The following is an 18837-nucleotide window of genomic DNA, read 5'->3' as shown; positions in this document are numbered from 1 at the left end:
GCGCCTCCGAAGAGGGCCCGCTCGGCGCGCTGCTCCTTCGCTGGGCGCAGGCGCACGTCGCCGGCCGCAACTACATCATCAGCTGGCAATACATCGACGCGCACGACGTCCATACCGTCGCTGTCGCCGACACCGCCACCCGCGAGCTGCACTTCGTCAATCTGTTCGGCCACGTCATCGCCGGCCGACGTAGCTATCGTCTCCGCGAGCTCGCCGACGCGCTCGACCTCCTGATCGACGCCACCTTCGACTGAGGAGCCGGCGATGCTATCCGACGAGGTCGCCAAGAGGATCGTCCACGGCAGCCCCGAGGGCTACGACCTCGGATGCCAGACCCGCGCCGGATGCGCCAACCACCACCACCCCACACTCATGACGTGCTTCGCCGCCGCCATAGCCGTCCGGGACGACTGGCTCCTCGCCAAGCTGCCCCGCAACGAACCCATCCCCAAGTCCGCTCGACGACTGCGTCGCCCATCCCCCGCCGCACGGAAGGAAGTCCCATGACCGACCCCGAGCTCGCCCCGTGGCCCGCGCTGCACATCGGAGACCGCACCCTCATCAGGGAACGCGGCACTGCACGAGAGCTCACGGTCGACGTCGTCACCCTCCTCGAACCGATCGAGGGTGAGGGAGCAGGTTTCGTCGACGACCGCGGCCGCGTCATCCGTCACCACTTCTACGACGCCCGCCCCATCGCTCCTGACGCCGACCTTGCCGACCCGCGCGACGTCGACGCGCGCTTTGCCCAACTGACCGCCGAGCTCCTGAACATGAGGACACGATGACCACGCCGTTGACCACCGCCGAGATCCGCCTGCTGCACCAGGCGCTCGAGCTTGCCGCCGGCTACGCGAACAACGAGCGAGACGAAGCCGCGATCCTCGAGCTCAGCGCCCGCATCCGCCGGGCACAGAAGACCATCCCGGCCGCACCGGACGCGCACACCACGATCCTCGCGACGATCGACGCCATCAAGCGCGCCGGCCGGCACGAACAGCTCACCCCGCAGCTGCTCGACAGAGTCGCGGACGAGCTCCTGCAATCCCCCCCGCTCTGACCGCCCCGCGCGGTACACTAAGGCGCGGCACCCGGCTGTTGAGCAGGTTCCCTCCCGCCCCTCGGGGCGATGGCTCCTCCTCAGTTGGATCGTTGGTGAATGTGACAATTTCCACGCTCCGGCCGGGTGCCGTTTCTCTTGCCCCGGCGGCACGCGATCATCGACGATTACTAACCGGAGGGCCGGTCGCCCTCACATACTCAGACCAGGTGCACTCAACCGCGAGACGCATCGCATCGTCCGGGAAGTAGCCGATCAACACTCGCCGATCGGGATCTCGATCAAACGTCACCGACCGCAACAGCCTGCGGCCGCGGATCTCGACATGGCGGATAATCGCGATCCGCTTACTGTGATCGAACACGTACCAGATCCCCGGCTCCGGTGACGCCTGCAGCTGAGACATCGGAGACCAGTGCTGCACCACAACAGCGAACCTTATGCTGACGCACTGACAACCGCGCGCTGAGCCGCTGCCGTCAGCTCGTCAACGGCGCGCCGGATCCGTAGGCATCGTGGTCATACCGTTGTAGCGCAGCAACGACCTTGGCGCTCGTGATCTCATAGCGGGCGACAGCCGCCGCGGCACCCCGGAACAGCGCAGCGTTGGGATACACGCGGCCGCACACCGGGCACACCGCGAACTCGTTCGGATCGGACGAACCCGCCGCATCGAAGGTAAGGCACCCGTGACGATCGGCACTTCGCCAATCCTGGGTAGCCGAATCATTGCCGCAAGCGCAGACCTGATTTTCGCCGTCCTCATCAACCGTCGCGATCCCGTCGACGGGGACGGTCGGGTACGGCCAGTTCACGACGCCGCGCTCACGGCTCTCGCCTTACGGGGACGCTTCTTCGGCATCGCGAGCTCATTCGCTGTAGTGAGCTTCGCGAAGCTGGCGAACAGCGCTCGCAACCGGTCAGCTTCCGTTGCTGCTCCACGCAGCCCCAGAGTCTTGTCGACAGCAGCGTCGAGTTCGCGGTGGGCACGGAGCAGCTCGGGCGACATCGCCAGGGGGTTGTAGTGGTCTGCGAGCGAGCGTTCTGGGCGTAGCGCTCTCGCATCCAGAACGGCTCGGCCGCCGGCGATGATCGCGGCACGCTGTGAATCGGTGATGGCAGGCAGCGGGAAGGTGTTCCACGTCAGGGTGCTCGAGAAGCGCAGACGAGACTCGAGGCGGCCTCCGATGGTGCGCTGCCAGGTGATGAATGCCGAAGACGAGATCACTGCGAACGCGAGGCCGTCCGGGTCATCTGCTTTGAAGTTGGCGTCACCGCAGATCACATCCGGGGTGAACAGGGCTGTCGGGAAGAACTTGCGGGTCTCGCTCGCATGCCGCGGCACGCAGACATAGGGCGTGTCGGGCTGCGACCTTTGACCGAATAGGTGCGGCGTTTCCGCCATCTGCCGAGTGGACTCGGCCCTCGATGCTGCGCGGAACTGGCGCACGGCATCCAGCCGCCGGCGGAGTATCGGTGAGCGGGCAATGTCGCTGGGGTCCAGATCGACGAGCCACAGACACCACCGGGGCTCGTTGTGGATGAGCTGCCGGGCGCCGACGAACGGTCGGACGTACTTCGCGGCGATCGGATCCGCCATGACCTCCGCGTAGTCGCCTGGCTCGATCAGGAGGTTGCCGTCGTCACGAGCCATGTTCCCGAACACCATTGGAGGAAGCGCCGAGGCCAGTGGGCTTCGGCGCTGATCGACCAGGACAATCGGGCCGTCCACCAGGTAGCCGTTGAGCTGATCCACCACGGGGATCTCGACGGGCTCGCCTTTGAGGTTTCCGGAGTAGTCAAACAGCCGCGCCCTCTTCCTCGACGGCCGGTCGAATCCGATCACCGAACAATGCACTGCCGCGGCACCGGGCGCCTCACTGGACCAGGCGAATGTCCGATGTGCGAACTTGACTCGCCACCCTGCGGCGAACACAGGGCCGAAGAGCGCCGGCACAGGCTCCCCTGCGCGATCGAGTTCGTCGAGACGAAGGCGAACTCGCCCCGGTAGCCGGGACGGCCGAGCAACTCGAGCGCCTTCGCATACCAGCCGGTGACGTAGTCCAGCCGCCCAATGTCGTCCCGCCGCCACACGTCGCGCAGTTCCTGCGCTTGCTCTGACGAGCGGGTGGCGTGGCCGAGGAAGGGTGGGTTTCCCATGATGTACAGGTGCTCGGTCGGTCCTAGGACGGTTGCCCAATCGACGCGCAGCGCGTTGCCGACGACGATGCTCTTGATCTTGTCCAGTGGCAGCGGATCGGGCGCAGATCCTAGCGCCAGCTCCATCGCCTGGTTCGCCTGGTGCTCCACCAGGTGCAGTGCCGTCGCTGCGATCTGGGCAGGCCATTCCTCGAGCTCAATCCCGTGGAAGCTCGATAGCCGCACGGCCAGGTGCTCCTCGGTGAAGAACATCGTGCGGGCCGTCTCGCCGGACAACTCCTGGATCCGCAGCAGAACCTCAAGATCGAGTGCTCGCATCTGCCGGTAACCGACCACCAGAAAGTTGCCGCAGCCGCACGCTGGATCCAGGAACCGCATCAGCCCCATGTCGGCACGCAACTTCTTGAGCTTGGCGGTGTCGTGATATCCGTCCGTGAACCGCTGCCGCAGTTCATCGAGGAACATCGGGCCGATGACCTTCATGATGTTGGTCTCGGTTGTGTAGTGTTCACCGAGCTCACGCCGAGCTGCCTTGTCTTTGACAGCCTGGAAGAGGCTGCCGAAGATGGCCGGCGAGATCGCAGACCAGTTGAACATCGCCGCCGAGATCAGCCGGTCACGCATGCCGGCATCGAACGACGGGATCGACACCGATTCCTCAAAGACCCCGCCGTTGACGTAGGGGAACCGCGAGATTAGCTCGTCGAGGTTCGACTGCCGACGAGACGGCTCGCGCCCCATGACCTGGTACAACAACGACAGCTGAGGCCCGAGGTCGGAACCATCCGTCGCGGTGCGGGTCTCGAGGAACTCGAGGAACAGATCGCGATCCCACACTCCGGCGTCATCAGCGTAGAGGGCGAACAAGGTGCGCACCAGGAACACCGACGCCTCGTGATCGTCGTACCCAGACCCCTCGAGAGCCTCGTAGAGGGACGCCATCAGCTTCGCCGCTTTGATTGACGCCGACTCCTGCGCCTTCGATCCGAAGGTGCGCTCACCGTACCCGGCGAGGAACGCCAGCGCGTCGGCACGATCCCGCATCTGGGTCAGGGTGAACTCCTGCACGCCCTCGCTCTCAGCGTGAAGGTCGAGCAGGCGGAACCGGCGGAAGTCGCTCGTGATGACCCACCGAGGAACCTCCGGGTCGGGAAGGTCGTCGATGTAGTCGAGCGCCTGCTGCTCGGCCGCAACGAGATCTTTGCCGGCCGACTTCATCTCGATAAGTGCGAGACCAGGGATCAGCGCGTCGATGTATCCGCGCGAGCCGGTCGATGAGCGCTTGACGCGCTTCTCGTAGAACGCCGCGCGGGTCTGGGTGATCCCGTACACGCCGAGCAGATCCCGAACGAAAGATTGCGCTTGCTGTCGCTCGTCGCCGGGCTCATCCTGCCAATCGCGGGTGAATTGCGCAGCGCGGGCTCGGATCTCATTCATCGACAGTGACTTCGGCACGATCCCAACGGTATCCGCCCAGGCCCCTCTCGCCTCATACCACCCACCCTGCCCACGGCGTGGCTGGGGATGCTGCGGCGGCATCATCATCATCATGCATTGACATGGGTGACTACCGGCCCTAGGGTAGTGAATGTCACATTCACCACCTACCGAGGGGGTCTCATCATGCGCGCGTTTCCCGTGAACCGCGACACCATCGACCTGCTGGTCACCGCCGCCTACATTTCCACGCCCGCCTACCGCAGCAACACTCCGCGCGAGCTCGCGGAGAACGCCGACCGGATGGGTCAGAGCCTCTGGGACGAGAACTACGCGAGCGTCAGCTACGCGATCAAGCAGCACATCGCCGCACCGCGCTACGAATGGCAGCCGGTCGCCGAGATCGTCCCCATGGCCGATGACGAGCAGGCGTTGCAGATCGAGCGCAGCCGTCTCTTACTCGCCGAAGTCTCCTGCCACCACCCCGGATGGGATCAGTCCCCTGCGCGTGACCTCGTCGAACGCCTCGGCGACGCGATCGCACGTCGGTTCGCCCACCGGACGCTCGTCGACTCCCCCGACCACCTGGGCGTGAAGGAGTACGAGGGCCTGCACCGCGCCGCGGAGGTCTGGGAACGGGAGATCGGGTTCCGTCACCCGCTCGCCCACGACGCGGCCGCGCGGGAAGGGAGCCGGCCATGACGCTCACGATCATCCACGCTGCCGCGGAAGGCACCCTCATCGAAGGGACCAGCCGGGGCGACGGCACGGCCGATGCTCTCAAGGCCAACGGCTGGCGGTGGAGCCGGGCGCTCGGATCCTGGTACATCCCCCACTCCCGCGACCGCGAACCGAAGACCGCGATCATCAACCGCACCGCCGAGCAGCTCACCTCTGCCGGGTTCGTTGTCGAGATTTCGATCGACTATGAACGCCGGGCTGCGGCCGTCGTCGAGGCTGACCTGGTCGACCGCAGGGACGACCGCGCTGCCGCACTGTCGGAGCGCGCCGCTCGGCGCCAACAGGACGCCACAGAGGAGGCGGAGCGCGCAGCACGCGCGCTGCGACGTCTCCCTGAAGGTGGCGAGCCCATCAAGGTCGGACACCACTCGGAGGCCGGCCACCGCCGAGCGATCGCGAAGGCGGACGCGGCGATCCGCCGCTCGATCGACGCCGACGCGGAGGCACGGCGCGCCCAGGTGCGTGCCGACATCGCGGCCGCGTCGAACGATGCGCGGTACGCGCCGATCACTGTGGCGAACCGGATCGAGAAGCTCCGTGCAGACCTTGCCGGGATCCGTCGACGTCTCGACGGTTCCCGACGCACCCTCCCCGGCGGGTATGTCGAGGTCACGGTCGCAGCGACCGGCGCCTACGCCGAGCGGCTCGAGCGGGAGCTGGCCGCGACCGATGATCAGCTCATCTACTGGCAGGAGGTCCGGGCCGAGCAGATCGCGACCGGTGTCGCCACCGACCACAGCAGGGACACCATCGACGTCGGGGACCAGATCAAGTACTTCGGTAGCTGGTGCACCGTCACGCGCACAAACCCGAAGAGCGTCACGATCGTCGACGCCTACGGCCACCGTGGCACCGTCCCGTACACGCATATCCGCGAGCACCGTGCCGGCCAGAGCGGGGCGAGCTCATGACCATCGCCGCCCGTCCCCGCACGATCCCGGAGCCCACGACTCGTTGGCTCCGCCGGCTCGCGATCGCGCTGCTGTACATCGCGGCCGCGGTCCTCGCTGGGTGGCTCGGGATCCTCGCCGCGCCGATCCTTGATCGCATCATCATCACCGCTGTAGCGGTGATCCTCGTCCCCCTCACCATCGCGCTCGTGATCGACTTCTTCCGCAATCCTGATTGAGCGTCCGATGCCCGCCTACAAGGTTCAGTGGCAGCAGCGCGTTGACGTCACCGCCACCGTCACTGTGGAGCTCGACGAGCTCGCAGCATGGGCCTGCGAGCATCTCGGGCTGCGCACGCTCGACGTCGGCACGCCGACGGATGCAGCGCCGGTCGGGGTTCGGCGGATGCTCGAGCTGAACAGGCCTCTCCGGGAGGAGCTGCTGCAGCGGTGGGCAGCGGCGCACATGCCGCACAGATGATGTCCCACTCGGACGAGCAGAGCAGAGGCCCCGCCGGCGAAGAGCTGCCGGCGGGGCCTCTGCTGTCAGTCACGCGAGCCGCTGCGCGAGCTCGTCGATCTTGTCGGGACGGAAGCCCGACCAGTGATCCTCATCCGTGATGACGACCGGCGCCTGCAGATAGCCGAGCGACTTGACCTGCTCGAGCGCCGCGGCGTCCTCGCTGAGGTCGACGACGTCGTAGTCGATGCCCTTCGCATCCAGTGCGCGATACGTCGCGGTGCACTGCACGCACGATGGCTTCGTGAACAGCGTGATCGACTTGTCGCCGTTCGTCAGTGTGGTTGTCATGGGTGATCTCTCCTCCTTTCTGGGTCTCGTTTGCTGAGCATGGCGGACAGCTCAGACACGGGCAGCCGCGCGGCGCTTGAGCCACACGATGAGCGCGATCGCACCGATCAGGATCGCGAGAATGACGAGGATCTGCCCCCAGCCGAGCCCAACGCCGTCGACGACAGCGATCGCCACGGCATCGCCCTGCTCGAGCAAGTGGTACTGCAGCATCCACGCGCGCAGCGGATCGAGGAACATCCCCAGCGACACGGCGCCGCTAGCCAGGACGAGCACGGCGATCAGCAGCAGCGAGATCCAGTCGTCTTCCGACACGCTCTGGTTCGACATCCGGCTCATCCCTTCTCTCGGGGCCAGGTGGCCCGCAGCGTCATGGCGGCCACGATCACGCAGCCTCGGGTCGGCGGTAGCTGACCACCGAGTTGTCGAAGACCGTCAGCAACCCGTCCTCGCCGTTGTCGAGGTCGCGGTACTCGATCGCGAGGTACTCGTCGTCGACGACATCGGGCTCCACACCCTCGATCACGGCCCACAGGCCCAAGGCCGAGTCGACGAGCAGGAGATCTCCGACCTCGAGCTCCACCGCGGGCCCCTCGAGCGATTCGCCGTACCCGTCGCCGTCCGCGGCCGCGTCGACGTCAGGTGTCTCGTCGTCGACATCGGGGACGAACCTGACTCGCTCGCGCGGGTCCAGCGGAGTGACGTTCGCGGGGCGGAGGGGTTCGTGCTTGCTCGTCGACGAGGCCGCGGGATCCCACGGGACGATCTCGGCCGAAGCCCACTGGAAGTAGTCGGGCTCGATCTCCTCGCCCTCGCCATCGTCGGTGAGCTCCGCTTCCGGGTCGCGCACCATCATCCGCTCGTAGTCCGCGACCTCGGGGCGCAGCGCCGCCAGGTGATCCCAGTCGCCCTTGTCGGTGGAGTCGAGCTTCGCTGGATCCGGCGTGTAGAACGCCTGGATCTCAACGGGGAGGGACTCGGCGTTCAGGGTGACGCCACGGCCGCGCTTGTTGCGCGGGATCGCGACACCGACCGCGAAGCTGTCCCACATCATGTTGGCGCCCTGCGGAGAGAGACGGCCGAAGCTGACGCGGGCGCCGAAGTTGTCTCGCATCTCACCGCCGAGGAACTCGACGTCGGGACGCTGCAGGCCCAGCAGGATGTGGATCTTCGCGGATCGCGCCAGGCGGGCGAGGTCGGAGAGCAGATCGAGGACGGGAGCCTGCGCTGGCGCCCCCTTGGGCTTGACCGTCTTGTACCACCGCTGCACGCGCGCCTTGAACGTCGCGTACTCGTCGATGATCAGGGCGAGCGGGTCGAAGTCCTCGAGACGGGCCGTGCCGTTCTCGAGCTGCGAGTACCGCTCCTCCATGAGCTCGTGCGCGGCATGCAGCATCCGCACCTGGTGCTCCACGCGCGCGCCGACGAGCTCGACGTTGGGCCAGTCCCGGAACCCGGCGAACTCGATCCTCTTCCCATCGAGTACCCACACCCGCCAGTGCGCGTGCGCCAGGTGGGTGAGCACCGTGTGCTGAAAGCTGGTCTTGCCCGATCCGGTGCCACCGATGACGAGGCAGTGCGGAGAGACCGCCGGATGCCACGACTGGATCTGGCCGTCCTCGTCGGGGCCGATCGGGATCCTGAACGCCTTGTAGGCGGCATGGGTGAGCGCGGCTGCGGGCTCCACTTCGTGCAGGACCATGTCTGGCATCGTCGGCCGGACCTCGAACGTGATCTTGTCGCCTTCGAGATCCCAGTGCGCCCGCCACCGGCCGGGAAGCATCGAAGAGACCACCTTCTCGACCTGAGAGCGTCGGGCGGCGATGGCCATCTTCGGCCCCACGTTGTGCTTGACCTCGATCTTCGAGACCGATCCGTCCTCGGCGCTCTTCACAGAGACGTTCGCGCTCGGGTCGATGACCAGCTTGACGACCTCGATCGCGCGCTGCTGCTCGCGGGAGATCGGATCGCTGGCTGGGGCGAGCTCGACGACGAGCACGCAGCGCCTCGAGTTGTGCTTGCGCACACCGGTACTCCGCTCCGAGCCGGCGGGCCAGGCCGGCGAGGATCTGATCGACGAAGCGAGGATCGGTGTCGTCGACGTGTGAGGCGTATCGGATCTTGATGCGCTCCGGGAGTCCCACCCATCCGCGGGTCCACTTCACCGGCTCGACGAGCGCGCGCGTCGGCTGCGCCGCGCCGAGCAGTGGAAGCACCGCCTCGATCGCCGGGTCCATCCGACCCTCACGCTGGAAGGTGCGCACACCGGACACGACGGCGGCGGCGGCGAGCAGCACCGCGACGACCCACAGCAGCGGAACCAGATCGGTGAACGGCCGCACCGCGTTCAGCCCCGTCACTGCCGTCGCCAGAGCGATGCACAGCAGCGCCGGGATGATCCCGGTCAGCTGACGTCGGGGAAGAACACCCAACGCCACCGCTGCCGGTGCGGGCGGTCGTGCCGGCGGACGTGATGCCACACGAGTTGCCATTCGAGCCTCCTGAGCGGGCCGAGTACTTCACGACCCTCTTGCGAGGTATAGGCCGGCGATCGGCTCCTTCGCGGACATCGCGGATTCTCCGCGTGCCCTGACGCACTCGTGATGTCCCCTACGCCAGAGTGAGCCCGAGGAGATCGAGACGGTGGACTGGAAACGGGTATTGCGCCACATCGCGGCGCGCATGAGCGCAATACCTCCGCTACACCCGCGCTTGACACGGGTGATAGGATCAAGCCCGATTGGCGTTCTGCCGCAGGCACGGTTGTCGAATCGAGCTTGACCCCCTCCCCCTGGGAAATATTTCCAGCAGCAACCCTCGCGCAGGTATGGCGCAATATCGCGGCGCATATCGGCGGCATACTGCGGCGCATACTCCCTGCAACACCCCGGAGCTCGCCGGGGTGAGGTCAGTCGTCGGTGGCGTCGGGCGGGGTCTGCGCCTGCCGCCGGCGCTCCCATTCGCCGCGGAGCCACTCGCCTTGACGTTGCGCTGCGGCACGACTGATGCCCCGTGCCTTGGCCGGCGCCGGCGGGAACGGGACGCCTTCGTTGTAGAGCTGCTCGAGATGGCTCGCTTCGCGCTCGAAGGCGACCTCGACGAGACCGGCCAACGCTGGGGCGCCCTCCGGCTTATCCTTCGTCGCCCACCACGCAGCCTTGAGCCGCGCATGCAGGGCAACCGGCAGGTAGTAGGTCTGGTGGCGGTACCCGGAAGCCCCCTTGGGGTTGACCCCCTGGGCGCGGGTGGGCGCGGCTTGGAACGGGACGCCCTCGTTGTAGAGCTGCTCGAGACGGTCGGCCTCGTGGCCGATCGCGACCTCGACGAGACCGGCCAACGCCGGCGCGCCCTCCGGTTCGTCTCTCGTCGCCCACCACGCAGCCTTGAGCCGCGAGTGCAGGGCAACCGGGAGGAAGTACGCGATTGAGCGGTAGCCGGTGGCCGAGACTGACCCTGCGGGTCGGTCGGCGTCGCCAGTGGCGCTGACATCTGTTGAGGGCACGAGTCACCGTCTGAATGGGGGAGGCTTCGGCCCCGTTTCGGGCCGGGGCTGATCCCCACACTACAGGCCGGTTTCCAGGTCGTCAGTAGGGCGCAAACCGTGATATCGCGCGGGTTTCCAGGGGGCTAGAGGCGCCGGCAGGTGCCGTCTGTGGGGCAGATCTCGATGCCGTAGAGGCGGAGGAACTCTTCGGGGTCCACGAAGCCGGCGTACTGGGCGGGAGCACCCAGAGCAGGTGCTTCCCGCAGCGCGGCGACGGCCGCGTTGGTCGTCCCGTTCTTGTTGATGCGCAAGTCCAGGTGGCATCCTCCGCTGGGCGGCACGTTCCCGACCGCACCGATCTGCTGGCCGGCAGTGACGGTGTCCCCGACGTCGACGAGGCGCTCGCTCTTGTACATGTGCAGGTAGGAGACCACGAACCCATCGGGGTGTTTGATTGACAGCCACAGCGAGCTGCTGAGGGTCACCGTGCCAGGCAGGATCGCGTAGACGGGGTCGCCGCACGGGTTCGGCCAGTGCTGCAGGTCGATCGCAACATGCCACGAGGAGGCGCCAGGGACCGAGATGTCGCGGGGACCGTAGCCGGACGTCATCTGGTAGCCCGGAGAGAGCGGGAATGCGGCCTGCCCGACGACGGTGCTGCTGTCGCAGCTGACCGACCCGCCGACCGCGGTGATGATCTGCTGAGCGGCGGGCTCCCACTTGTCGTAGGCGGTCGGGTACGCGGAGACCTGCACGGTCTGCGCAGCCTCTCCCAGCCCCATCTCCTCCCAGCCGGGGATGTCGAGCAGTCCTCGAGGAGATCCGCCGTTGGGGCCCTCCTCGCCGCCGAAGAACGCCTTGGCGGCGTAGACGGGGTCCATGAGATCCTCGACGGTGCCCCAGCCCGACACGCGCTGCTGGAAGTAGTTGACCGAGTCGTGGTCGCTGCCAACCGCGTCGTGGGGGTAGTCGAGAGATTCGGGCACCGAGGAGTTGGCATACATTTTCAGGCCGGACTCCTGCAGCGCGGTCATGATCGCGATCTGCTGTCCTCGCGCGGACACACCCAGGGATCGAGCGACCGCGAGGATGGTGGCCGCGTGGCTGAGCTCGGTCGCACCGAGGGTGCGGGTCGATCCTCCGGTGGTCTGGACCTCGAGCTTGTCGGTTGTCAGCGAACCCGCTGTGCACTGCGACGACCCGCCGCCGGAGGCGCCGGCGATCGCCATCATCAGGAACATCGTGTAGCCGGCGAAGATCACCACCGGCACCAGCACGAGCGCGATCACCCAGAGGATGACCTTGCGCGAGCCGCCTCCGTCCCCGTCGTCTCCACCGCTGGCGGCGCCTGCGACGTCAGCGGTGCGCTCGAGCACTCCCGATGCGGACATGCGGACTACTTCTGCGCGATCGCGAGCCGGGCACGCATCTCACCGCTGCGCGGGGATCGAGGGGCGCGCGGTGGCAGCGACGTGATGTCGACGACCCCGGAGGAGGAGGGGCGCCGTTCGATGTGCCCCATGCCCGAAGAGTCCACGACGATGCGGCGCGGGCCGTCCGGGGTGCGCGTCGACGTCGGCGCCGGGTCGACGACCATCGGAACCACCTTCGGGTCACCGGCAGCTCGTGGCGTGCTGCTACCGGCGGGACGCGGCCGCGGAGACCGCCTTGGATGCCCCCTTGGTCGCCACCCGGCCACCGACCTCGAGCGCCGCGGCGCCGGCGGCGCCGGCAAGACCGCCAGCTGCGGCGCCCTTACCGATTCGCGCGGCCGTGAACACCAGATCCGCCGTCTTCGATGCCTTGGCGGCGGCACCCGCCGCTGATCCGCCCCCAGGGCCCTTCTGCGGCGACGGGAGCGCCGGACGGCCCGACGAGCCGCCGGATGGCGAAGAGGGCGGCATAGGCGTCGCGGGCGGGCGTGTGGCGGTCATTGTGCCGATGTCCTGCGCGGCCGCAGCGCCGAAGTTGATGGAGCGCGCGTCGACCGTGTTGTCAGGGCGGCGCAGAGCCGCGGCCGCGATCGTCGACACGGCGCCCATCGCCGCGACGGTCTTGACCCCGTCGCGCTGCGTCGGGCCACCCTTGCCGATGCCGTACCGCGAGAGCTGCTCGGCGATCGACTGGCCTGTCTTCTTCGCGATCCGGCGCGCCCGGATGATCAGGAACAGCAGCACGATCATCACCAGCGTTGCGAAGGTCATCTGCGCGACGAGCGGGATCCCCAGGCTGCTGAGCCCGGTGATTGCTGCGACGGTCAGCTTGAGAACGGCAGCCATGACGACCGCCATGAAGACGATCGCGACCAGGCCCATGAAGGTGTCGGCGAGGGACTTCCAAAGCGGGTATCGGTTGACCGGGAGGATCCCGATGTAGACGTTCCACATGGTCTTGATCGCGGAGATCAGGAAGCCGAGCACCGTGACCAGGAACAGCACGGCGAATGCCATCGGGAGGATGAACAGGGTCAACGCGCCGGGGGTCATCGTGACAGCCGTGAGCACCTGGCCGAAGTTGGGGTTCTGGTTGAACGTCTTCGCTTCCTCGTCGCAGCCGCCGACCGCGTCGCGGACCTCGTTGCCGCCGGTCTGGATAGGCGCCGAGCTGGTCATCGTGTCGGTGAAGGTCGTGGCGCACTGCCCCTCGAGGGCGTGGCCGAACGCGATCGTCTGCGCAGGGATCTTCACGAAGATGTCGACCAGCTGCGATGTGACCGCAGCGGACAGCAGGTTCTCGGAGTCGAGCTCCGTGCTGTTGATGTCGTCGGTGACGACGACGGCGGCGATCTGACCGCCGTACTCCTGGGCGGTGTCGAAGGCGCCGCCGGCGGCGGTGAGCGAGGCGATCGGGTTGGCGAGCAGCCCGGTTGCCAGCACTGCGCAGCACGCCGAGATGAACAGCTCCGCCCACCCGGTGGAGTGCCGGCCGAGCATGATCGCCAGGCCTGCGACTCCGCCGGCGATCGTCAGCGCGAACGGGATCCACGCGATCTCGCCGAGGAAGTCCTGCAGGAGGTCGGCCAGCGCACCGAACGGTGCCGCGACGATGTCGACCCACTCGAAGGAGAGCAGCCAGTCGCAGAACCAGATCATCCACGACACCAGACCCAGATGCCCGGTCCAGATCGGGTCGATCCACATGGAGATGAAGAACTTCCCCATCGTGAACACGTCGCCGCGGTCAAGCGGGAGCACCGTGTAGTTGGTCAGGGGGACGCCGTCGCTGTCGGTGATGTCGCCGCCGAGCATGAACGGGGACGAGCCGCCACCGTCAGCGGCGAAGGCCCAGTACGTGTTGCCGAACAGGACCAGGAACAGGTCGATCAGGATCACGGCGAAGACCTTGCTACACCGGGGGTGATCATGCACCCAGAACCGGATCCGCCAGAACGCGCCGCCCAGGGTCTCGAAGGTGTGCCGGTAGAACCCGATCATGGCGTCACCAGAGACGGAGTCGACAGCACCGCTTCGCGTCGGTCGGGGCGCTCGGGGAGCGTCTTGCGGAACTTTCCGATCCGGCCGCGCTGGTCACGGACCAGGCCCTCACCGCGCCGCTCAGGGGCGACCTTGCCGTCCGGGCCGAGCGGCGACAGATCCTCGGTGACCACCTGGACCATCGCCGGGTCTGCAGGCTCGCCGGTCAACCACTCGATCGCGCGGCGCGCCAGATCCTTGTCGGTCTGACGCATCACGTAGCGGGTCTTGAGCAGGCCGCGCGTCTGGGTCTCACCGAAGTCGGCGGGATCGTGGGAGCCAAGGGCGAAGAACGCGCGGTGCTTGCGGCCATCGCGGATGCCGATGCGCAGGTCGCGCTCACCCTCGGGTGACTGGGTGATGTGGTGGCATTCGTCGAAGTAGGCGCCGGCGAGCTCGCCGGGGTTCATGAAGCAGACCTCGCGGGAGATCCCCATGAGCATCGCGTACATCGCGCGGCCGTAGATCTTTTCCAGGGGCATCTCCTCGAACAGGTGCGCGTGCTCGAGCTCGGTCTTGTCCGGCAGCGACAGCCCATGGGTGAGGAAGACCAGGGCACGCGATTTCAGGTCGACAGCGGTCAGCCCGTCGTTGAAGAGGACCTCGCCGATGTCCTTCGACGCGACCAGGTTGATCAGGCCCGACAGCTCATCGCTCTCCGCGGAGGAGATCGTCTTGAGATGTGCCCGCAGGCGACCGAGGCTGGTGATGTCGTGCGCGGCGACGTACTCCGGCTCGAGGAGGCGGGACAGGGCAACGCCTCGGGAGTCGCGAGCCCGGATGCCGAGCAATCACCGCGAAGAGCGACTGCACCATGCGTGCGCCGACGAGAGGGCCGAACACCCGCAGCGGGTCCAGCGAGTACTCCGGGGTCATCAGGTCGACGATCGTCGTGGTGTCCGGCCGGAGGCTCTGCGCGAAGACCGCGTACTCCTTGGCCTCTGTGCGGTCGATCGCGACGACGCGGCCGTTGCGGTCGACCGTGTCGCCCATGTCTCCCTTGAGCAGCACACTCTTGCCGGCGCCGAGCTCGGCGACCACGCCGAAGCTGGCGCTGGTGTCGGCCTGGATACTGCCGTCCGCGTCGCGGAGGATCGGGGTGTGGCGTGCGGTGCTGATGTTCTCGCCGAAGCGGGCGCCCTTCTCGTCTCCGAGCTCGTTGCTGGAAAGCGGCACTCCGGTCGCGAACTCCCGGCCGGTCGTGATCTGGGTGAGCTCACGGACGATGCGCCCGGTGGGCGTGCCGGGGATCATCGCCCACCAAAGCTCCTCCTGACCGCCCAGGGGCGCCTCGAGGAGGAAGTCGGCGCGCTTGTACTCGTCTGCCACGAATCGGCCCTTGGCCTTCGCGAGATCGGCGGTATCTGCCCCCACAGCGAACAGCACCGTCGCCTGAACCTCGACCTCCTTGTCGGAGCGGTTGAGGGAGGCGTGGTACGCGGCCAGCGTCTCTGCGATCTCGCCGAGGTCGGATCCGCCGCCGGTGATCGTCGCGGTGCCCTCCTGATGCTTGTACTGCTCCTCGATGGCGGTTTCGGCCTTCTTGTTGCGACGCTTGACCTCGTCGGCGCCGGTGACGGTGAAACGGATCCCCCAGTCGACGTCGAGGGGGAACTGGTCGACGTGTGAGATCCACTCGACGCCGGGCGAGACCCAGCCGGCCTTGGGCGCGGCGACCATGGCCTGCACCACCTGGTAGGACGACGTCTCGTCCGCGTAGGGGCTGTGCACCTTGAGGTAGCGGCGCTTGAACGGGAGGAACTGCTGCCCGGACTTGGGGGCGATGTCACTCTGCCCGCCCTCGTCGAGCCAAGGGTTTGGCATCGCGGAGGGCATCTGGAAGTGCGCGAGCTCGTCGGCGCCGAATCCGTCCTCCGTACCCTCGGCAGGCGGGACAGGGGCGGCGAGGTCTGCGGAGAGGCCGCGCTGCTGCGAGTGAAGGGCGATCCAGATCTGCTCGGCGGGCGTTGCGCGGGTCGGCTGGAACGCGGCGGGGATGCGGACCTCGATCTCCTTGGCCATCCGCGCAGCAGCGGCGATCTCGGAGTCGGTAGGCAGCTGACGGGAAGAGCCAGCGTGTCACGCAGCTTGGTGTCGGCGGCGCGCAGTGCCGACATCGCGCGCGCCTTCATCGAACCGGCCGCGAGCGGGACCGAGAACCAGAACGCGCGCGTTCCGAGCGGGATCTGCTCGAGCGCGTCCAGGGTCAGCTCGACCTCGCGCGCCCAGTCGGGGCACTCGTCGATGCGAACCCCATCCAGCATCCGCTCCACGATCGACACCGGGTCCAGGTCAGCGCACAGCCCCAGCAGCAGCCCCTCGCCCCGGTGGGCCTGGAAAAGCGCCTGGTGGTGCGCCTTGACGAGCTGCTTTGCGGCCGCGGTGGCGTAGGCATACGGGAGCGGCTGCAGCCGCCACGTCGCCCAGACCACGCCCGAGCGGGTCCACATCAGGTTGCTCGTCATCGCTGTTGCCGAATCTGCATCGTCGTCTCGTTTCTCAGTCGGTCGGCGTGGCCAGCAGCAGATCGCGACCGCCGCTGAGGGGGACCGTGATCGGCGTGCCGCCGAGGATGGGGAGGAGGGATGAGTAGCTCATGGTCAGTTGCCTCCTCGGGCTTGCTGCAGCAGGCGCTCGACGCCGCTGACCGCGTGTGCGGGTGCGTGCGCCGGCAGCGGCGTCGAGCGCGGCTGCAGGACCGGCTGCGCCACGACGGGCGCTTCCGGTGCGGGTGCGGTGTTCTCGCTATCCGGGCGGGCGAGCGTGGCTCCGACCGGCTCGGCGATCGTTGTTCCGCCGCCTGCGAAGTGGGGCGGGCGAACCCGCATGGTCACTCCGCGGTAGCGGCCGGCTGCGGGGCGGGTCATCGCGGACATGCCGCTAGTGATGATGCTCAGCAGGTTCCGGCGTGTGGCCGGGATCCTTCCGGCTCCCCACGCTGCTCCCCAGGACACGAAGGCAGCGACGGGAATGTCGACGATCGGAGAGCCAGTCCCCCACACGCTCTGCGTCATCAGCGCGACGACCAGGACGATCGCCAGGACGACGCCCTGCGTCAGCGTGTAGGGGCCCCCAGGGATCTTCGTGCCGTCGTGGAGACGGCCGATGAACTTTGGGAACCGGCGGCTGCGCGTGTAGAAGCGCGCAACCTCTCTCTCTTCGTCGCGATCGGCCACGTTCGCCCCTTACGCGACCAGCCGGTAGACCGTGTCGCCGGCCGCGGTGGTGTCTCGTTGAGCACCAGGACGTCCGCCGGAGCTGCGATCTGGTGGATCGTCACTCCGATGGCGTCGACGGTCTCGGTCTGGATGAGGCCCATGACCCACTCGCCACCGCCGGCGGCGAGGAACATGGCCAGGCCGCACGCGATGCCGGTGATGATGGTCGTCGCCATGGCGAACCGCACCTTGGCGGCGACGACGAAGAAGATCACTGCTGCTGCGAGAAACACGACCGCCGGAAAGCAGTCGTCGCATCAGCGGTGATCCCGTTGATCCAATCGAACATGGTTGGTGTTCCTTCCTTAGTTGCCGTTACCGGACGGTGTCGGCGTGGGGGTTGTCGATCCCTTGTCGGAGACCGCTTGCGGTGCAAGATCAATGGCGCTGACCTCCCAGCGGGAGGCACGCGCGGTGAGGGTGAGCGTGTACGTCGAGGTCACTTGCTGGTCCAGCGGGCTCAGCAGTGAGACGGTCGCGAGCACCTTGAGGGTGTCGCCATCGCTCGGGGACTCCGTGGGCGTCAGGTCCGACCGCAGCTCCTCGACGTTGACCATCACGTAGGGGGCGGGCGAGATCGCCACGAAGGATGTGTCCGGGGCGCTGTATCGGGACAGGTCGCCCGAGCCGGCAAGGTACGCGCCGAGGAACGCCGACACCGTCTCCGCAGACGGGTCAGAGGATCCGATGGTCTGCTTGTAGACCAGCGACGTTGTCTCGCCCTGGACGGGAGCGGAGATCTGGGCCGGGAGACCGACTGCCCGCACCGTGTCTCCGTTGACCGCGATCGCCACCTGGAAGTAGCGGCGCGGCCAGCTCGTCGTGCTGGTGTCGTCGGAGTCCGTCACCGACAGCTCCTTGATGTTCGCCGCGACGACGACGTTGACGAAGTCCGAGCCGTCGACGGGTGTGATGGAGACCACGGACAGGTCGCGGTACTCCCAGGCCGTGACCGACAGCTGCCGCAGCGCCGCCAGGTCGACGTAGGTAGCCAGGTCACCCGGCGCGTCCTTCGTCGCGCTCAGCCACGAGGAGACGAATCCCTCCGCGTAACCGCCGGCAGCCTGCTGCTGCGTGCTCAGCCCCGCTGCCTGCGCCTCGGGCGCTGCGGCGACGACGGGCGCCGGACGTGCGGCCGCGGCGAAGAGCGCGATGGGCCCACACGCGATCGCGGCGAACAGGAGTGCGGACAGCACCTTGCCGCCCAGCTGCCGACCATGGGTCCAGCTGCTCCCCTGTGCCGGGACGGTCTTCGTCTCCTTGGCTGGCTTCGACGTCTTCTCGCGGCGCGCCATTATGCAGCTCCTCCCACTCGCAGCTGCGCCACCCGCAGAGCTGCCGGCACCGCTGCCGAGAGCTCCTCAACCGCCTTCACCACGCGGCCATGCGTGGAGGGGTCGAAGGGTGCGTCGAGGGTGCTCGCCACCGCTTCCTCGAACCCCTGGCGCGCACGGATCGCGCGTGCAGCGTCGGGCTTGAATCCTTCCCACATGGCGTCGTCGGCGCTGTCTGCGGTGCTGCTCTCGCTCACGTTTCTGTCCCTTCCGCGGAGTCCTGATGCCTC

Annotated in this window: 23 protein-coding genes and 1 pseudogene; 9 read left to right on the top strand and 15 right to left on the bottom strand. The window is 67.5% G+C overall.

Going from position 1 to position 18837, the window contains the following annotated elements; all coding sequences use genetic code 11:
* The 4 genes from AB1285_RS22550 to AB1285_RS22535 all read left to right on the top strand — a co-directional run.
* A partial coding sequence (locus AB1285_RS22550; RefSeq protein ID WP_429977875.1) for a hypothetical protein occupies positions 1 to 254 on the top strand: 254 nt, incomplete at its 5' end.
* A 10-nt stretch (positions 255 to 264) separates the two neighbouring features.
* Positions 265 to 507 carry a hypothetical protein gene (locus AB1285_RS22545; protein WP_370428834.1) on the top strand — a complete coding sequence of 81 codons (243 nt, stop codon included), beginning with the start codon at positions 265 to 267 and terminating at the stop codon, positions 505 to 507.
* Complete coding sequence (locus tag AB1285_RS22540; RefSeq protein WP_251448551.1) at positions 504 to 788, top strand: hypothetical protein; 285 nt, start codon at positions 504 to 506, stop codon at positions 786 to 788. Before AB1285_RS22545 ends, AB1285_RS22540 begins: the two co-directional genes overlap by 4 nt.
* Positions 785 to 1060: a hypothetical protein gene (locus tag AB1285_RS22535; RefSeq protein WP_251448548.1), complete on the top strand. Its 276-nt coding sequence runs from the start codon at positions 785 to 787 to the stop codon at positions 1058 to 1060. Before AB1285_RS22540 ends, AB1285_RS22535 begins: the two co-directional genes overlap by 4 nt.
* A gap of 479 nt (positions 1061 to 1539) precedes the next feature.
* Here AB1285_RS22535 and AB1285_RS22530 read toward each other — a convergent pair whose 3' ends face one another.
* From AB1285_RS22530 to AB1285_RS22520, 3 genes and pseudogenes are all read right to left on the bottom strand, one after another.
* The gene (locus AB1285_RS22530) at positions 1540 to 1875 is read right to left on the bottom strand and encodes a hypothetical protein (RefSeq protein WP_251448546.1); all 336 of its coding nucleotides are present in this window, start codon (positions 1873 to 1875) and stop codon (positions 1540 to 1542) included.
* A complete protein-coding gene (locus AB1285_RS22525; RefSeq protein ID WP_429977877.1) occupies positions 1872 to 2129 on the bottom strand; it encodes a type IIL restriction-modification enzyme MmeI in 258 nt (85 codons plus the stop codon). Before AB1285_RS22525 ends, AB1285_RS22530 begins: the two co-directional genes overlap by 4 nt.
* Before the next feature lie 108 nt (positions 2130 to 2237).
* Positions 2238 to 4628: pseudogene (locus AB1285_RS22520) on the bottom strand (type IIL restriction-modification enzyme MmeI); the annotation flags it as partial.
* A gap of 215 nt (positions 4629 to 4843) precedes the next feature.
* On the opposite strand from AB1285_RS22520, the gene AB1285_RS22515 reads away from it, so the two are divergent.
* Genes AB1285_RS22515 through AB1285_RS22500 form a run of 4 tightly spaced genes read left to right on the top strand, consistent with a single transcriptional unit; the run spans position 4844 to position 6768 of the window.
* Positions 4844 to 5359, top strand: a complete 516-nt coding sequence (locus AB1285_RS22515; protein WP_193599299.1) for a hypothetical protein — start codon at positions 4844 to 4846, stop codon at positions 5357 to 5359.
* The gene (locus tag AB1285_RS22510) at positions 5356 to 6309 is read left to right on the top strand and encodes a DUF3560 domain-containing protein (RefSeq protein ID WP_251448541.1); all 954 of its coding nucleotides are present in this window, start codon (positions 5356 to 5358) and stop codon (positions 6307 to 6309) included. The genes AB1285_RS22515 and AB1285_RS22510 overlap by 4 nt, the downstream gene beginning before the upstream one ends.
* Positions 6306 to 6527 (top strand): hypothetical protein, encoded by a 222-nt coding sequence (locus AB1285_RS22505; RefSeq protein ID WP_251448539.1) that lies wholly within the window; start codon positions 6306 to 6308, stop codon positions 6525 to 6527. The genes AB1285_RS22510 and AB1285_RS22505 overlap by 4 nt, the downstream gene beginning before the upstream one ends.
* 7 nt (positions 6528 to 6534) lie before the next feature.
* Positions 6535 to 6768: a hypothetical protein gene (locus AB1285_RS22500; RefSeq protein WP_251448537.1), complete on the top strand. Its 234-nt coding sequence runs from the start codon at positions 6535 to 6537 to the stop codon at positions 6766 to 6768.
* Between the two features lie 69 nt (positions 6769 to 6837).
* Here the strand turns inward: AB1285_RS22500 and nrdH are convergent, their stop codons facing one another.
* The 10 genes from nrdH to AB1285_RS22450 form a co-directional block, all read right to left on the bottom strand.
* Positions 6838 to 7098 (bottom strand): glutaredoxin-like protein NrdH, encoded by a 261-nt coding sequence (gene nrdH, locus AB1285_RS22495; RefSeq protein WP_193599295.1) that lies wholly within the window; start codon positions 7096 to 7098, stop codon positions 6838 to 6840.
* A 51-nt stretch (positions 7099 to 7149) separates the two neighbouring features.
* A complete protein-coding gene (locus AB1285_RS22490) occupies positions 7150 to 7428 on the bottom strand; it encodes a hypothetical protein (protein ID WP_193599294.1) in 279 nt (92 codons plus the stop codon).
* Between the two features lie 55 nt (positions 7429 to 7483).
* The gene (locus tag AB1285_RS22485; RefSeq protein WP_429977874.1) at positions 7484 to 9124 is read right to left on the bottom strand and encodes an FtsK/SpoIIIE domain-containing protein; all 1641 of its coding nucleotides are present in this window, start codon (positions 9122 to 9124) and stop codon (positions 7484 to 7486) included.
* Positions 9125 to 10006: 882 nt separating this feature from the next.
* Entirely contained in the window at positions 10007 to 10600 is a 594-nt protein-coding gene (locus AB1285_RS22480; RefSeq protein WP_193599394.1) for a hypothetical protein, read from the bottom strand.
* Between the two features lie 125 nt (positions 10601 to 10725).
* The gene (locus AB1285_RS22475; RefSeq protein WP_251448531.1) at positions 10726 to 11973 is read right to left on the bottom strand and encodes a M23 family metallopeptidase; all 1248 of its coding nucleotides are present in this window, start codon (positions 11971 to 11973) and stop codon (positions 10726 to 10728) included.
* Positions 11974 to 11978: 5 nt separating this feature from the next.
* Complete coding sequence (locus tag AB1285_RS22470; RefSeq protein WP_429977873.1) at positions 11979 to 12179, bottom strand: hypothetical protein; 201 nt, start codon at positions 12177 to 12179, stop codon at positions 11979 to 11981.
* Positions 12180 to 12219: 40 nt separating this feature from the next.
* Positions 12220 to 14016, bottom strand: coding sequence for a hypothetical protein (locus AB1285_RS22465; RefSeq protein ID WP_429977872.1), 1797 nt, complete (start codon positions 14014 to 14016; stop codon positions 12220 to 12222).
* Positions 14013 to 14684 carry an ATP-binding protein gene (locus AB1285_RS22460; protein ID WP_429977876.1) on the bottom strand — a complete coding sequence of 224 codons (672 nt, stop codon included), beginning with the start codon at positions 14682 to 14684 and terminating at the stop codon, positions 14013 to 14015. Before AB1285_RS22460 ends, AB1285_RS22465 begins: the two co-directional genes overlap by 4 nt.
* A 19-nt stretch (positions 14685 to 14703) precedes the next feature.
* The gene (locus AB1285_RS22455) at positions 14704 to 16077 is read right to left on the bottom strand and encodes a hypothetical protein (RefSeq protein ID WP_429977871.1); all 1374 of its coding nucleotides are present in this window, start codon (positions 16075 to 16077) and stop codon (positions 14704 to 14706) included.
* 578 nt (positions 16078 to 16655) lie between these two features.
* The gene (locus AB1285_RS22450; RefSeq protein WP_062635269.1) at positions 16656 to 17231 is read right to left on the bottom strand and encodes a hypothetical protein; all 576 of its coding nucleotides are present in this window, start codon (positions 17229 to 17231) and stop codon (positions 16656 to 16658) included.
* Positions 17232 to 17372: 141 nt separating this feature from the next.
* Between AB1285_RS22450 and AB1285_RS22445 the strand changes: the two genes are divergently transcribed.
* Entirely contained in the window at positions 17373 to 17540 is a 168-nt protein-coding gene (locus tag AB1285_RS22445) for a hypothetical protein (RefSeq protein ID WP_429977870.1), read from the top strand.
* A 38-nt stretch (positions 17541 to 17578) separates the two neighbouring features.
* On the opposite strand, the gene AB1285_RS22440 is transcribed toward AB1285_RS22445, so the two are convergent.
* Positions 17579 to 18568 (bottom strand): conjugal transfer protein, encoded by a 990-nt coding sequence (locus AB1285_RS22440; RefSeq protein ID WP_062635273.1) that lies wholly within the window; start codon positions 18566 to 18568, stop codon positions 17579 to 17581.
* The gene (locus AB1285_RS22435; RefSeq protein WP_005052720.1) at positions 18568 to 18804 is read right to left on the bottom strand and encodes a hypothetical protein; all 237 of its coding nucleotides are present in this window, start codon (positions 18802 to 18804) and stop codon (positions 18568 to 18570) included. Before AB1285_RS22435 ends, AB1285_RS22440 begins: the two co-directional genes overlap by 1 nt.
* Between the last annotated feature and the right edge of the window lie 33 nt (positions 18805 to 18837).

This window comes from Microbacterium sp. NRRL B-14842, from assembly GCF_050470785.1.
Note: the sequence above shows the minus strand (reverse complement) of the source record. Positions and strands in the feature narration are given on the sequence as shown.

What these genes read in the sequence shown, in the direction of transcription:
- AB1285_RS22455 (WP_429977871.1), bottom strand. Translation starts at nt 16,077, where the DNA reads ATGGCCAAGGAGATCGAGGTCCGCATCCCCGCCGCGTTCCAGCCGACC.
- AB1285_RS22470 (WP_429977873.1), bottom strand. Translation starts at nt 12,179, where the DNA reads ATGGTCGTCGACCCGGCGCCGACGTCGACGCGCACCCCGGACGGCCCG.
- AB1285_RS22545 (WP_370428834.1), top strand. Translation starts at nt 265, where the DNA reads ATGCTATCCGACGAGGTCGCCAAGAGGATCGTCCACGGCAGCCCCGAG.
- AB1285_RS22515 (WP_193599299.1), top strand. Translation starts at nt 4,844, where the DNA reads ATGCGCGCGTTTCCCGTGAACCGCGACACCATCGACCTGCTGGTCACC.
- AB1285_RS22445 (WP_429977870.1), top strand. Translation starts at nt 17,373, where the DNA reads ATGACCCACTCGCCACCGCCGGCGGCGAGGAACATGGCCAGGCCGCAC.
- AB1285_RS22510 (WP_251448541.1), top strand. Translation starts at nt 5,356, where the DNA reads ATGACGCTCACGATCATCCACGCTGCCGCGGAAGGCACCCTCATCGAA.
- AB1285_RS22535 (WP_251448548.1), top strand. Translation starts at nt 785, where the DNA reads ATGACCACGCCGTTGACCACCGCCGAGATCCGCCTGCTGCACCAGGCG.
- AB1285_RS22475 (WP_251448531.1), bottom strand. Translation starts at nt 11,973, where the DNA reads ATGTCCGCATCGGGAGTGCTCGAGCGCACCGCTGACGTCGCAGGCGCC.
- AB1285_RS22540 (WP_251448551.1), top strand. Translation starts at nt 504, where the DNA reads ATGACCGACCCCGAGCTCGCCCCGTGGCCCGCGCTGCACATCGGAGAC.
- AB1285_RS22500 (WP_251448537.1), top strand. Translation starts at nt 6,535, where the DNA reads ATGCCCGCCTACAAGGTTCAGTGGCAGCAGCGCGTTGACGTCACCGCC.
- AB1285_RS22440 (WP_062635273.1), bottom strand. Translation starts at nt 18,568, where the DNA reads ATGGCGCGCCGCGAGAAGACGTCGAAGCCAGCCAAGGAGACGAAGACC.
- AB1285_RS22465 (WP_429977872.1), bottom strand. Translation starts at nt 14,016, where the DNA reads ATGATCGGGTTCTACCGGCACACCTTCGAGACCCTGGGCGGCGCGTTC.
- AB1285_RS22505 (WP_251448539.1), top strand. Translation starts at nt 6,306, where the DNA reads ATGACCATCGCCGCCCGTCCCCGCACGATCCCGGAGCCCACGACTCGT.
- nrdH (WP_193599295.1), bottom strand. Translation starts at nt 7,098, where the DNA reads ATGACAACCACACTGACGAACGGCGACAAGTCGATCACGCTGTTCACG.
- AB1285_RS22490 (WP_193599294.1), bottom strand. Translation starts at nt 7,428, where the DNA reads ATGTCGAACCAGAGCGTGTCGGAAGACGACTGGATCTCGCTGCTGCTG.